The organism is Pseudomonas sp. (assembly GCF_026224925.1).
Taxonomy (GTDB): Bacteria; Pseudomonadota; Gammaproteobacteria; order Pseudomonadales; family Pseudomonadaceae; genus Aquipseudomonas.
This window is the reverse complement of record NZ_JAMFRV010000696.1, coordinates 1-14807: the sequence shown is the minus strand read 5'-3', so window position 1 is coordinate 14807 and position 14807 is coordinate 1. Positions and strand designations below refer to the sequence as shown.

Sequence of the window (14807 nt, the reverse complement as noted above, 5' to 3'; positions counted from 1 at the left end):
GAAGAACAACCCGGCGATGGGCAGTGTGTCTCCGCCCAGGCCCGCTGCCGGGCGCATGCCGCTGGAGCGGAAGATTGAGGTGTCGATGTGCAGTACGCAGCCGTTGTGCGCATTGAGGCGTTTGGCCAGTTCCGGTGCGTTTTCGGTGCGGCGGCCGATCTCCATCGTGGCAATCTCAGGCACGTATTGGCTGGCAAATTCAATCGTACGGCGTATGGCTTCGGCACGGATCGCGTCCCAGCCTTCCCGTGGGTTAACCGGCATCGCTGGCGGGTACAGGTAAACGATGTCTTGACCGTCGGGGGCTTGCGAGGCATCGATGGCGCTAGGGGTGGCGATCCACATCCATGGCAACGTCGGAATTTCACCGCGAGCTGCGGATTCAAAGTTCTCGATTACCGCTTCCGCGGTCCCGACCAACAACACCGGGCCCCGCAAATTTAAGCCATCGGTACGTTTCGACTGATGCAGTGGCACGCTGATCTGGCCACTCAGGGCGATATCAACTTTCAGCGGCGAACCGCCATGGGCATTGGCCGGAGCCATGGCGATTCGGGTCAGCCACTTACGCTCTAGCTCTCCGGCAGTGACCATGTCCAGGGCCATTTTCGGGTGGCAGCTGGCGACGACGGCTTTGGCCTTGATCACCTGCCCGTCCGCCAGTCTTACCCCTGTCGCACGGCCCTTGACCGAAATGATCTCGCTGACCGACACGTGGGTGCGCACTTCCCCACCCAGCTCTTTGAAACGCGCGAGCATTGCGTCCGGAATGGTCTGCATGCCGCCAATCGGTCGGCCGATACCAAAGCGGTGCAGGAAGCCCAGCACCGCAAAATACAAACCACTGCCATCAGCCTTGACCGGGCCCGCAGCGCCAGTCAAACAGGTCAGTGCCGAGATGGTCACCGGGTGTACAAAGCGTTCCACCGCAGCGCCATAGGCCGAGCCCGTGGCCAGGGCAAAAATGTCCGCCTTGAGCGCCTTATGTTTGCGCAACGTACGGAAGGCCTTGAACTTGACGCCGAAATTTTTCTGCGCCGGGTCGACGCGCATCATCGGGTGCACGACGTCGAGCAAGGCGTAGATCACCTCGATGAACTTCATGTAAGCGTCGGCATCTTCTGGGCAGAACTTGCGGATTTCTTCAGCAGTTTTCGCGGGGTCACGCCAGAACACCAAAGAGGTGCCGTCCGGGTGCAGATAGACATACGCTGGCTTAAGCTCCACCTGCTTGAAACCATGCCGTTCCAGCTGCAACTCTTCAACCACCGAATGCGCACGCAGCGACAACAAGTCAGCGGCGCACGGGTGCACCAGATGCTGCGGCGCTTCAGGGATCAGATAGCCAGACGACGCCATGCCGCCGACCTTATCCAACGCTTCCAGCACCACCACGGATTTGCCTTCCGCTGCCAGGTAGCAGCCGGCCGACAAGCCGTTATGGCCGCCGCCGACAATCACCACATCGTATTCGGATTTCTGCGCAGCATTGTTCATGTCCAGATCCCTTCAGGCTTGCATCACAGTGCGTAGAGCACCCGCGAGGCGGCGCTACGCCGTGTCGATACACAGCGCGTCAGCCTGCAGGTGAAAAGAATACGGGAGGCGTTTACATGCCCGCGCGACCCAGTTTTTCGAACAGCGCGCGCATCGCCACCAATGACGGCGTATGGCTGCTGAAACCGCCATCGGCCACCAGCGTGGTGCCGGTGACAAACGACGACTCATCCGACGCCAGGAACGCCACCACATCGGCAATCTGCCGAGGCGTGCCCAGCTCTGGGGTCAGGTGGTTGTCGCGGATGATGTCCAACAATTCGGCAGGCATTGAAGCGTGGGCGTTTTCCGCTGGCGCCAAGCCGATTTGCACCGCGTTGGCCCGAATGCCCTGCTTGCCGTACTGCGCGGCAATCAGCTTGGGCAGCATCATCAACGCAGCCTTGGAAGTGGCGTAGCCGGTCAGCGACAGGTCGCCCTGCATGCCCAAACCTGAGGTGGCGAAAATCACCGATCCGCTTTTATGCTCCAGCATTACTGGAATCGCGTACTTGCTGCACAGCACTGCGCCGCGCAGGTTCACCGCGATAGCCCTATCAAAAGCCGCCATATCCAGGTTGCAAATATCGCGGTCACGCTGGCGCTGTTCGACGTTGAGCACGGCAGCATTGTTGTGCAGTACATCGATGCGACCAAAGCGGCGTTTGATCTGGATCACCATGTCCTCGACTTCTTCCTCCGAAGACACGTCGACCCGTAGCGCCATGGACTCGACGCCGTATATGGCCAGCGATTCCGCTACGGTGATCGCTGCACCGCCGTCAATATCGACCACCACTACCTGCGCCCCGTGACCGGCCAATACCCGGGCACATTCGGCGCCCAGGCCATTGCCGGCGCCGGTAACGATGGCGACCCGTCCTGCCAGCTTTCCTGTGTTAATCGATCCTGTGTTCATGGTGTGCTCTTCTTGTTGTTCTAAAACTCGTAATGAAACGCACCGCTCAACAGCAGCGCTTATTCACCGGTAAACAGCGGCTCACGACGCTCAGCGAAGGCCAACGCGGCTTCCTTTACGTCTTTGCTTGGCGCCAACAGCGCGAACAGATCCAGCTCCAGTTCCAGGCCGCTTTTCAAGTCCAGTTCCAGTGCAGCCCTCGCCGCCTGCTTAACGAAGGCCGAGGCCGCGGGCGGCTTGGCGGCGATACGCAAGGCAAAGGTCGCGACTTCTTGCAACAGACTGGCGCTGTCACTGGCAATCCGGCTGACCAGCCCGATTTCACGGGCTTCGCTGGCGTTCATTCGGTCACCGGTCAACAGCATATCCAACGCCCGCCCCGGCGCTACCACCCGCGACAGGCGCTGGGTTCCGCCACCACCAGGAATCAAGCCGAGGCCAGTTTCCGGCAGCGCAAAAATCGCGTCTGGCGCTGCAAAACGAATGTCGCAGGCCAGCGCCAGTTCCAGGCCACCGCCCATGCAGTAACCATGGATTGCAGCCACCACCGGTTTGGCGATGCTGTCCAATACCTCGATCCAGCGTGAACCTTGCATCCGCTGACGAACCTGCAAGGCCGTTTCGTCACCCCGCCGCTCCTTGATGTCGGCACCGGCACAAAACCCGCGATCACCTTCACCGCGAATAATGATCACCCGCACATCACGGTCAGCTTCCAGGATGCGCAGTCCGGCTGGCGCACCTTGACGGATGTTGTCATTGATGGCGTTGATCTGCCCGGGGCGGGTCAGGATCAACCAGCCAATCGCGCCCTCACGTTCAATACGAACTGCCTCATTGATCACAATCGATGAGTCCTGCAAGGATCTGCCATTCATTTCAGCACTCCTCGAACTCAAACAACTGACCGTCAAGTTCTTTAGGATCGATACGAATCAGCGATTTACCGCCTACCGCTTCACTGGATTCGATCCACTGGAATTTAGTACCACGGGCGCGCAGGTCATCGGCCTTCGCCGCCAGACCGTGGACACCAATGCGGATGTAGTAAGGGCCAGGGCCCCAGCTGTTGAGGTACAACCCTGCATCGCCATCCCAACGGCTGGCTTCGATGATGTCCAATGTGGCGCTGTTGGCCAGAGTGAAGCCCATGCGCGCCCGGCGATAACCTTCGCCGTGCAGGGTTTGAACCGGACCGCTGGGCTCCCAATCAAGGTTGCTTGAGCAACGGCGCAGGGTGTCATCCAGATCACGCACCAGAAAACCGCGTGCGGTGACGCGAATCATGTCGCCGGGCTTGGGGTCTTTTGCCTGGGGTGCAGGCTCGGCAAAGGTCTCCGGCGGCATCTGCAACGGTTCCATCGGCATGATTTCAATGCACAGGCCGCCGTCTACCGAAGGCTGGTAATACGGTTGTTCTGGAGTCGCACCTAGCCATAGACGGTCGAACGGCATGTCGTCAGTGCGCTGCGCCATACGGAAAGGCAGGCGGCGACGCATAAGTTTTTCTACCAGAGCGTCGAACTTGTGGCCGTGGGTCGCCAACACGATGGAATGGGTGATCATCGGCCGGTGGCGCCCCTGAAACTCTTTCAGGCTTTCAAGGAAGTCGTGAAACAGCGGATCGCCCAGGTTCGGCTTGTCCAGGTGCCACTGAGGCTCGACACGGGTCGGCGAGACCGCCAGCGATTTGTGTACCCGCAAAAAATGCGCGATGTACGGATGATGATCGAACGCCTGACGCCAGCGCTCGTGTTTGAAAATACCGAGCTTATCGACCAGTTTCTCGGTCATGGCGTCCGGATCCGGAACCATCATGTCAGCGCTCATCAATAATTCGAACATACCGTTATCCCCTTAGCGTATTCACTCGACCCATCGTTCAAGCGACAGGTCCTTTTTTTATTCGTCGGCAGCTGCCTGTTCGGGCCTGAGCACTAATGCGCGATGATCGCGGCAGAGTTTTTTCGCGGCCGATGCTCTGGTAGCAGCGGTTCAACCGCACCGGACTGATCCACCTCGGATTCTTGCGCCGAGGTGTTGATTTTTGGATTTAACAGGAAGTGCGACAGCGCCGGGATCAGTACCAGAGCGCCGAGCATGTTCCACAAGAACATGAAGGTCAGGAGGATGCCCATGTCGGCCTGGAACTTGATCGGCGACCAGGCCCAGGTAATCACACCAGCGGCCATGGTCAGACCGATCAAGGCCACCACCCGGCCAGTGAAGTCCAGCGAGCGACGATAAGCCGTTGCCAGTGAACCGCCACGTGCCTGTACCGCTAACTGCACGCTGAGCAGATACAAGGCGTAATCCACGCCGACCCCGACACCTACGGCAATGACCGGTAGGGTCGCGACCTTAAGACCAATTCCCAGCCAGACCATCAATGCTTTGCAGATGATGGTGGTCATGATCAGCGGAATGATCGCCACCAGCGTCGCGCGCCAGCTGCGGAAGGTCAGCAGGCACAACAGCGCGGTGGCGCCGTAGACCGCGAAATACATGGTGATGATGCCCTTCTCGACCTCGATATTGGTCGCCGCTTCAATCCCCGCGTTACCGGCCGCCAGCAGGAATTGCGGTGCGTCGGGTTTGCTGTTGTTCTGCTTGGCGAAGTCTTCGGCCACGTTCAGCACCCGAGTCAGGGTGTCGGCCTTGTGGTCGGTCAAGTAAGCAATCAGTGGCGTCACCGAACACTGTTGGTTAGTGATGCCCGGTGAGGAAATCATCGCGGCGTCAACCGACGAGTTGGTGATTGCCTGGTCACGGCTGATAGTCAGCCATTTACCGCTGCCCTCGGCCATCCCTGCGGTAATCATCCGCACGTTTTCCGCCAAAGAATTCGTGGTCTGCACGCCTTCAGTTTGACGCAGGCGCCAAGCCAACTGGTCCATGGCCTGCAACGCCGGGTACAGACGACAGCTGTCTTCGGCTGTCTTCATGATCACTACAAACTGGTCGCTGGACAGCCCGTAGTTGGCGGTGATGAAGGCACTGTCGCGGTTATAGCGTGAGTCGGGGCGTAACTCCGGGGCACCCGGGTCAAGGTCACCCACTTTCAGGTGCATCATCACCACGCAACCTACCGCTGTGACGGCTACCGACATGACGATGACGGCCGTGGCCCAGCGTCGTTCGGTGAAGCGGTCAAGACTTTTCCAGATGCGCCCCAACAGCCCTTTATTGGCTTCGCCAGCCTGGTCTTTTTCAATGGCAATGCGCGCCGCTTTTTTGCTCACGCCGATGTACGACAACGCCACCGGAATCAGCAGCAATTTGGTGAAAATCAGTACCGCCACACCAATGCTGGTAGTCAGTGCCAAGTCGCGGATCACCGGAATATCGATGATGACCAGCACCGCGAAGCCGACGATATTGGTCAGCAGTGCCGTCAGACCGGTCAAGAACAGGCGGCGGAAGGTATAACGCGCAGCGATGTATTTATGGGTGCCGCGACCAATGTCCTGCAGGATGCCATTCATTTTCTGCGTGCCATGGGACAGGCCAATGGCGAAGATCAGGAAAGGCACCAGAATCGAATACGGGTCCAGCTCGTAGCCGAGCAGCTCCATCAAGCCCAGCAGCCACACCACACCGGCAATCGCCACGCCGACCAGCAACAAGGTGCTGCGCAGGCATCGGGTGTAGAAGTAAACGAACAGCGCGGCGATCACCACCGAGATGCCGAAGAAGAACATCACCGAATACAAGCCATCGATCAAGTCGCCAACCAGCTTGCTGAAGCCGACGATATGGATACCGATGGTTGGGCTTTCCAGCGAACGAATCTGTTCTTCCAGCTGCTTGGAGAAGTCACCATAACTCAGGGGTAAACCGGTTTTCGGGTTGGTATCAAGCAACGGCGCGACGATCATGCTCGACTTCGAATCGTTGGACACCAGGTTGCCGACGATCCCGGCCCGGGCGATGTTCTGGCGTAAGGCGTTGATCGAGGCCTCGCTGCCGTTATAGGTCGACGGCATCACGGCGCCGCCTTCGATGCCCTGCTCGGTCACTTCTTTCCAGCGCACGATGGGCATCCACAACGACTTCATCCACGAGCGATCAACGCCCGGAATCAGGTAGAGGGTGTCGTTGGCTTTTTGCAGAGTCTGCAGATATTCCGGGTCGTAGATGTCACCTTTTTTATTCTCGACCACGATGCGAATGGTATTGCCCAACCCCGGCAGCTGATTTTTATAGGCCAGGTAATTCTTGATGTACGGGCTGTTGCTTGGAATCATTTTTTCGAAGCTGGCGTTGACCTGCAGCCGCGTTGCGAAAAAACCCAGCGTCAAAGTAGCCAGAACGCAGGCGACGATTATCAAAATGCGGTTATTGAAAATGATCCGCTCAAGCAAACCGCCGGACGACTTGTCGAAGTCCTTGAGGTCGCGTATCACCGGCATTCCGCTGTTGTACTTTTGCTCTACCATCGCTGCTTTCTCACTCAAAGGTGCCGGGTGGACTCAGTTCGCCTTCGCGATCTGAACGACCTTGGTACCGGAAAAACGGGTCACGATCAGTTGTCCGGCCTGACCGGAATCGCTGGCGGCGTAAATATCTCCGCCCGGCTCGGTGACAAGCGCAGTGACTTGCAAGGTGCTGCGATCCAATGCGGCGATCTGCCCGCCCTGGCTGACCAAAATCGTGGTGGAGCCTTGGTCGACGGTGCTCACCAGGCTGGAATCAATTCCAGTTTCGACTTTCTGCCAGTTCTGCCCATTGTCGCGACTGGCGAACAGATTGCCGCGTAGCCCATAAACCAGTAGCAGATCAGCTTTGGCATTGACGCCAAACAACGTGCCGGCATACGGCGTAGTGACCAGCGTGAAGTGTTGGGTCGCGGGATCGAGACGCATCAGCAGGCCTTGTTCGCCGCTGACATAGAACACTCCAGCATCTTCGGCCAGCCCGTACAGGTGCATGCGTCGCCCGTTGTCGGTGCGATCGGTCCAGGGCTCCCAGGTTTTGCCGTCGTCAGCACTGCGCAAGATCATGCCAAACGCGCCGACCACAAAGCCGTTGCCCTGTGCGTCGAACAACACGTCGAGAAACGGAGCGCTCAATACGTCCGGGGTGGCCGAAGTACTGAGCGCCAGCGTGACTTCCTGAAGCATGCTCGCGGCGACTTCATCGCCTTTATCGGCGCGTGGACTGTAGATACTACGTAACAGCGTCAGCAAACTACGGCCATCGAGCTGGGTCTTCCAGGTCAAACCGCCGTCGAGGGTGTGCAACACCACAGAGTCGTGGCCGACGGCCCAACCGTTGAAGGCGTCGCGAAAGCGTACCTGCACCAGGTCAGTCGCGACCGGGCTGGGCATTTGCTGCCAAGTCTGGCCACCGTCGACCGACCGCTGAATCAAACCGTGCAGCCCCACGCTGACCAAGGCCTCACCGGCGCGGGCCACGGCTAATACCGGCGCCGGCAAACGCAAGTCGACCACGGGAGCAGGTTCGCGCAAGGTATCGACGATGACGTTCGATGCCGCGTGTGCGACACCGCCGAGCAGCGCCAAAGAAATTAGGGTGGCACTCGTCAAACGAGTAGCACTCGTTAACCGAATAACACGGGCAACCGACTGAATTACGTAAAGGCCGGGATGGGTCATTATTATTGTCCTCAACCGTGCAACCGGTGTGCGACGCAGCCTGAGCCGACGCCGCACACTTTCGCTAATCATGGGTAAAGCGGTAGTGCTCGGCCACGCGCAGCGAGATGAGATCGCTGTCGCGCGGCCAATCCGCAGCTGGCTAGCGCTGGGTTTCCTTGGCAACGATTGCCTCGGCGTTCATGTCGCGCTCGGCCCGTGGCGTATCAGAGATCTTGTAACCACCCTTGAGGCCGTCGTTGAGCAAAGCCCACATGCCCTTGTTGAAGTCGTAGACCACGTTTTTCACGTTGTACGGAATGGTTTTGTCGTACATCTGGATACCACCCAGGAAGATCGAACGGTACAGCGCGCCGCTCTTGTCCCAGGCGTCATACAGACCCGCGCCAAAGGTGTCTTCGTCGAGGTAGTAAGTACGCTTGCCGTAAACGTGACGCATGCCCGGCTTGAGAGTCGCTTCAACTACCCATACGCGGTGCAATTCCCAACGCTCCAGCGCCGGGTTGGCGTGATGCGGCATGAATTGATCTTCTTGCTTGGCATCGAAATAGAACTTGTAGGCGTTGTACGGAATGTACATTTCCTTGCGGCCGACCAGTTTGTAATCGAAACGGTCTTGAGCGCCGGAAAACATCTGCAATTCGTCGAACAGCGTCACACCGCCCTGACTCGCCACCGGAGTGTCGTAGTTGAACTCAGGCGCCAGTTTGACCCGACGTTGCCCCGGCGAATAACTCCAGGAGCGACGTGGCTTGGCGCCAGGGTCGAGGTAGTCGTTGAGCCCAACCACTTCACCCGCGCGGCGTGCCGGATAGCCGTTCACCGAGAACACCCGGGAATACATCATCGGATCGCGATCAGCCTGATCTACCTGATACCAAGGTGCTTCTTCGAAGGTGGCCTGTTCAGCCGTCTTGGTCACGACGCCGTTGGCGTCAATCACCCAGCTGTTGGACGACGAGGTGGTCGAATAACCATGGCCAACGCGGAAGCGCAGTTGCTGGTTCCACATGACCTCGTTGCCCGTTTTTGGCAATGGAAACGGAAGCCCGCCGCGGCACGCTGGATCGACCGCCAAGCCGTCTTTGAGGATGCAGGTCAGGCTGCCATTACGCGTGGTCGCTTCGAGTACGTCTTTCGGATAGGCCGTAGTGCGGTGAGTGGGGAAAATGTCGAAATAGTAGTCAGGGAATTTCTTGAGCATCATCTTCTGACCTTCGCTCAATTTATCCGCGTACTTATCGACGTTTTTCGCATCAATGCGAAACAGCGGTTTCTCGTCCTTGAACGGATCGACCCAAAAGCCACTGTCCGGCTTGAAGCCCTCAGGAATTTTGGTGTAACCGCCCTCGTAAGCAGGAATGGTCCCCTCGGCGTTGCCAGCCTTGATCGCACCGAAGGGCGTCAGGCTCTTACCCAATTCCTGGGCGTCAGGTGCTGCGGCCAGGGCCGTGGCGGCAAACCCCAGGAGAACAACGGATAAGGCAAGTTGTCTTTTCATTTCAGACTGTCTCCGTTTTTATTGGATTTATCAGAAGGAGGTTTTAAACGTGAAGTCCAGCCAGCCGCGGTCAGTACCACCGACGTTGCCGTTACCGGCTACGGTGTTATTGCTCAGGTTCTTGGCTTGGGCTGCAGTGTCTGCATAACGGAGCGTGAATTCATACAGCTGGGCGTAGGTCCAGTGGGTACCTACAGACCAAGCCAATGCGCCTTCGCTACCGCCGCCTGCTGTGGCTGCGTTGCCGTGAATACCATAGTTGGCGGTGATCGGTACATCCATATCCCACGATGGGAAAACGTTCAAGTATTGCGGCGTGTAGTTAACTGCCACGGCATAGTAGTTTTTGGTCGAGCAGCCGTCAGACTTGTCACCTGAACCAGCAATAGTCGGCGTGTGGCCGTTGACGCATTGAGCAGTGGTATCACCTTTGAACAACTCAGGGTGTTCTGTGACGCTGTCCAGGTGGCTGTAGGCAAACTCACCGACCAGCGTGCCGTTGTCCGAGATGAAGTTACGCGGTACGCCGTACACGGCGTTGGCCACGAAGTGAATGGTGTTACCGCGCGGGCCTTCGTTGTCGGCCGTGCTGATACCCGTGGCATTCAACGCGCCGTTATGGCGATACGACAGGTCAGAACCGACCGAAACAGTGTCGAATACCCGCGAGAAGCTCATACCCGCCAACTTCACACCGCGCGGATAGATGACTCGGTACTCGCCCAGCGCAGCTTTGACTTCAGGGGAAAACCAAGGCTGATAGTCATCGAACTGGCGGTAGTAAACGCCGAAGGTTGATTCGATGGCTTCAACGTTAAGTTTGGACATCACACCCCAGTTCTGACCCTCACGCCCGAACTTCGAATCCTGGCGTTGGAAGGTCGCGCCGTTGGCTGCCACTGGAAGACGGTCCGGGCCCTCAAATAGGGGGTCGGCTGCGCCAAAGTAAGTACCACCGAACGGAATCCGGGTGGGTTCCCATTCATAGAAGTACTGACCGGCGACTGACAGGTTGTCAGTGACTTGCGCTTTGGCGGATATCTGCCCGAGTGGCAGGAACACTTCCTTGGTTTCGATACCCGGACTGGTTGACGCTTTCACGCCATCGGTGGGTGCCTGGGAATAGGAAATGGCGTGGGCGCCGAACAGCAGGCCTTCACCCCAGTAGTTAGTGTGACGACCGATCTTCACGTTGACCGGCGTGGCGCCAATATTGAAGTTCTTCCACACGAAGGCATCGAGAATTTCCCCTGATGGCCCGCGAACGTAGCGTTTAACCTCGCTGCTATAGCTGTTGTTGTTGTAACTGGTGGCGTACCCGGCAACGTTACTTTTTACGTCGGTGTTGTGATAAGCCTGGTCATACCAGCCGGAAGCACTCAGTCGAGCGCCCCACTGATTCAGGTACGAGAAATCGATTTCGCTCAACAGATCGAGACGATCTGTAACAATATCGCCCTTGCCGAACTTGCCATCAGACTCGTCATAAGAAGGGCTGTGGGCGATGTGGCTGTCCTGACCTTCCATACGCATACCCAGGTTGTAGCGCACGGTTGTATCGATCCGTAGGCGGTAATCCGGGTTAGGCAAATCAATGGCGGCTGCGAAAGCGCCTTGAGCGATGCCCAGCGTCAGGAGCGTCAGTGCTCCGTGGGTAATTTTTCGACTGCAGCGAAACATGTCGTTCATACAAACTACCTTTTATTTTTATTTTCAGTCGTTTATGTACATTCAAACGGTTTCTTCAGCGACTTATACAGCTTGCTCCGTCACTGCGTACTTCCATCTGAACGGTTGGCTCCTGAGGGCTCGCGCCACTTCGACTAATCGCCAAGCCTCTTCAGCTGAATGCCACCGTAACGGATCAGAATTCAAAATTCCACATAAAGATTGCAGTTCTCTATACAGAATTAATTGTAAATCGATGCTTTCGGCTGCTAAGCCGCAGCTTAGCGCCTTCGGGCGTTACTGAACAGATCAAACATAAATGTTCAAATAATCTTTGTCCGTCGGTATTTTTCGGTTTAAATGGTTTAACCCGGTCGAAGTCGAGCTGCGACAGTGCACCGATACGACCTGACAGGTAGCCAGAAAAACAACAACAGCACAGGAACCGTCATGAACATTGATCTGAGTGGAAAACGCGTCATCGTAACGGGTGCGTCACGCGGTATCGGTTTGGCAATCGCCCGCGCCTTCGCCGCTGAAGGCGCCCGTGTCGCAATTTGCGCCCGCAGTGAGGAGGCGGTGAAAGCCGCGGGTGATCAGTTAGCGGAGCAGGCTCAGGCGGTCATCGCCCGTGCTGTGGACGTGACCGATAGCGAGGGCGTCAAAGCCTTCGTCGCTGAAGTTGCATCTGCCTGGGGCGGCGTCGATGTGCTAGTCAACAACGCCGGTCAGGGGCGCGGAGGCAATCTTGAGACGCTGACTCCGGAACTGATTCTGGAACACGCCAATATCTTGCAGATGGGCCACTTCCGTTTTGTGCAGGCGGTGGTGCCGCACATGCGTCAGCAGCGCTGGGGGCGAATAATCGAAATCAATGCGCTGGCGGGTGTGATTCCGACACCCGATGGCATTCCTTCAGTGATCAATCGTGCATCGTGCATCGCGCTGTCGCGGTCATTGGGGATGTCGCTGCCCAAGGACAACATCTTGGTCAACAGCCTAAACATGGGTTGGATAGACACTGGGCAGTGGGATCGTCACTACAAGGAGATGGGACCAGGCGTCACCCGGGAAGAGTTCGACGCCATGGTCATGAAGGTCGTGCCTCTGGGGCGCTATGGCAAGCCTGAGGACGTGGCCGGCATGGCGTTGTTCCTGGCGAGCGAATACGCCAGCTTCATCAGCGCCGCATCGATCGACATCGCGGGGGGCATGGGTGGACAGATCGCCTACTTCCCGACGCTCAAGCGTGACTTCACCGAGATGGTAAAAAAACGTAACGAAGGGCTTAACGCTATCGAAACCCTGTAGGACCGAACTCATTCGGGAATCAAGCAACGCGGTCTGTCAGACATTCCGCGTCAAGCCATTCGCGAATGAGTTCGCCCCCACAGAATTGCATCAACCGTCGGTAATCAAGCCACCGTCACTGGCACATCCAGCTTCAACAGCTCAATCGCGTTGCCACTGCGAATCCGCTCGCGTTCTTGCACCGATAACCCCAGCCCTTCAGTCAAGTCGCCGTGGTCGTAGGCGCCGCCAAAATTGGTCCCGTACAACAGCCGCTCACTGCCCACAACCTCTGCCACACCGCGACGCAAACCTGGCGCATGCACGTCGAGGTCGAAATAGAAGTTTGCCAGATAGTCCATCAACGGCCGTTTATTACGCGTATCCGGTGCCATGGCCCGATTCAGCTCGCTCAAGCGTCCCAACTGGAACACCGCCATACCGCCCGCGTGGGTAATGTAGGTTTTCAAGGTTGGGAAAACATCTAGCGCGCCGCCGCAGATCAAATACCAAAAAAACAACGTTTCATCGACACAGTCGCCCACGATAGAGCTGGTCTCAAATTTATCCTCGGTATGCTTTTCACCCAAGTAAATCGATTGATTGTAACCGTGGACCATGATCGGTACATCCAGCTGCGTTAACTTCTCCCAGACCGGAAACAATCGTTCGTCATGCGCCTCTAACCCGTTAAAGTTCGCGCCACCGACGCACACCCCCTTGGCCCCGAGTTGGGTTACCGCTCGCTCAATCTCTTTGACCGCGGCAGCAGGTTCGGCCAGGTTGGCGTGGCACCAAAAATCAAAATGCGCAGGATCGGCGCGGCAGAACGCTGACAACTCATCGTTACAGGTCCGCGCGTACTCGGTACCGAACTCCCCGGCCCAATACATAAACGCGTGGGACGGCGTAGACAGAACCAGCTTGTCGACGCCACGTTCAGCCATCAGCTTTCGGCGGCTGGCGTGGGTCATACGCGCCAGCAAGTTGGCCTCAGCCTCTTCGTCGGTGGCGGCCTTCGTCGGTTGCTTGGTGCCCAGCGAAAAGTGCCCCACCGTCAACCCTTGGGTCTTCATGAACGGCCCCCAGAATTCATGCTGGTTGAGCATTCCCTTGGTCAACAGGTGCGCGTGTACGTCTATCAGCATGTTTTTCTCCTTATTATTGTGGTCTATGCTTGGCGCCGGGATTCTCCTCGGGCATACGAACGTACATATAGACAGTTATTACATTTATGTTCAACTAAATTAAAGTATTCAGGACGCGCAGGCCATAATCAAAAACTGCCGGAAGGCCTCGGCGGGACTGGGCAGAACGCTGTCCGGACGCCAGATCAAGCCCAACTCCATCGGAGGGATGGCGTCGCTTAGTGGACGGATATCGATTTTTTTGCCCTCCAGCGACCAGGCTCGATAGAGCATGTCCGACAAAATACTCACACCAAACCCGTGCGCAACCAGCCCACGCAAGGCTTCCATGGATGAGGTACTGAACGCGACCTTCGGCGCGAGTCCTTGGGACTGCCAGTAGCGCGACGTCGATACCTCGCCTTCGTCCACCGTAGCCAGGATGTACGGATATTTTGCCACTTCCTCCAGGCTGATCGAAGGCACCGACATCAGGGGATGCTGGCTGGACAGCCACAACTGACGGCGCGAGCGAATCAGCACATGATGTTCGAAAAGGTGCAGATTGCGGGCGTTGGAGACAATGGTTAGCCCCAGATCGAGGCTGCCATCAGCTATCGAGGCTTCGATGGTCGAGCGGTCCATGTCGATCAGATCGATTTCGACCTGCGGATAGCTGCGTTTGAAACGAGCCAGCAGCGCCGGCAGGAAATAACCAAGCACCGTATAGGACGCACCGACGCGAACCACACCCTCCATGGCATGACTGAGAAATAACGGTTCGCTCAGCGCATCCTGCAAGGTATCGAGCATATGTCGGGCGTGTTGCGCGAACTTGTGACCCTCGGCCGTCAGTTCGACGCCATAGCGCAGACGGTCGAACAACGACACGCCCAGCGCCTCTTCCAGTTGCAGCACCGCAGCAGTCACCGCCGACTGTGATACATGGACTTTCAACGCAGCCTGAGAGAACTGCCCCGCATCGGCTGCCGCGACGAAATACCTGAGTTGCCGCAGCGAAATATCATTGCCTTTTGCCATTTGCTTTTCTGATACCTACGTCTTGTTTTTATGAGTTCCCGAAGGACCATCAATCGTTACACTCACTTGCGCAAGCGTTACGGTACCGGGCAGCCCCGCCTGCAATG

11 protein-coding genes are annotated in these 14807 nt (G+C 57.4%); 1 reads left to right on the top strand and 10 read right to left on the bottom strand.

Features of this window, described 5'->3' with window-relative positions; all coding sequences use genetic code 11:
- From M0974_RS29090 to M0974_RS29055, 8 genes are all read right to left on the bottom strand, one after another.
- A partial coding sequence (locus M0974_RS29090) for an NAD(P)/FAD-dependent oxidoreductase (RefSeq protein ID WP_297845192.1) occupies positions 1–1497 on the bottom strand: 1497 nt, incomplete at its 3' end.
- A gap of 112 nt (positions 1498–1609) precedes the next feature.
- Entirely contained in the window at positions 1610–2440 is an 831-nt protein-coding gene (locus M0974_RS29085) for an SDR family oxidoreductase (RefSeq protein WP_297845193.1), read from the bottom strand.
- Positions 2441–2514: 74 nt separating this feature from the next.
- Positions 2515–3333, bottom strand: a complete 819-nt coding sequence (locus M0974_RS29080) for an enoyl-CoA hydratase/isomerase family protein (RefSeq protein ID WP_297845190.1) — start codon at positions 3331–3333, stop codon at positions 2515–2517.
- A gap of 1 nt (position 3334) precedes the next feature.
- Complete coding sequence (locus M0974_RS29075; RefSeq protein ID WP_297845189.1) at positions 3335–4300, bottom strand: lactoylglutathione lyase; 966 nt, start codon at positions 4298–4300, stop codon at positions 3335–3337.
- Between the two features lie 92 nt (positions 4301–4392).
- The gene (locus M0974_RS29070) at positions 4393–6894 is read right to left on the bottom strand and encodes an MMPL family transporter (protein WP_297845187.1); all 2502 of its coding nucleotides are present in this window, start codon (positions 6892–6894) and stop codon (positions 4393–4395) included.
- Between the two features lie 33 nt (positions 6895–6927).
- Positions 6928–8004: a YCF48-related protein gene (locus tag M0974_RS29065; protein ID WP_297845185.1), complete on the bottom strand. Its 1077-nt coding sequence runs from the start codon at positions 8002–8004 to the stop codon at positions 6928–6930.
- Between the two features lie 211 nt (positions 8005–8215).
- Complete coding sequence (locus tag M0974_RS29060; protein ID WP_297845183.1) at positions 8216–9574, bottom strand: DUF1329 domain-containing protein; 1359 nt, start codon at positions 9572–9574, stop codon at positions 8216–8218.
- Between the two features lie 30 nt (positions 9575–9604).
- Positions 9605–11263, bottom strand: coding sequence for a DUF1302 family protein (locus M0974_RS29055; RefSeq protein ID WP_297845181.1), 1659 nt, complete (start codon positions 11261–11263; stop codon positions 9605–9607).
- 429 nt (positions 11264–11692) lie between these two features.
- Here M0974_RS29055 and M0974_RS29050 point away from each other — a divergent pair, with 429 nt between their 5' ends.
- Positions 11693–12553, top strand: a complete 861-nt coding sequence (locus M0974_RS29050; protein WP_297845179.1) for an SDR family oxidoreductase — start codon at positions 11693–11695, stop codon at positions 12551–12553.
- 104 nt (positions 12554–12657) lie between these two features.
- Here the strand turns inward: M0974_RS29050 and M0974_RS29045 are convergent, their stop codons facing one another.
- Positions 12658–13680 (bottom strand): amidohydrolase family protein, encoded by a 1023-nt coding sequence (locus M0974_RS29045; RefSeq protein WP_297845177.1) that lies wholly within the window; start codon positions 13678–13680, stop codon positions 12658–12660.
- A 108-nt stretch (positions 13681–13788) separates the two neighbouring features.
- Positions 13789–14700 (bottom strand): LysR family transcriptional regulator, encoded by a 912-nt coding sequence (locus M0974_RS29040; RefSeq protein ID WP_297845175.1) that lies wholly within the window; start codon positions 14698–14700, stop codon positions 13789–13791.
- Between the last annotated feature and the right edge of the window lie 107 nt (positions 14701–14807).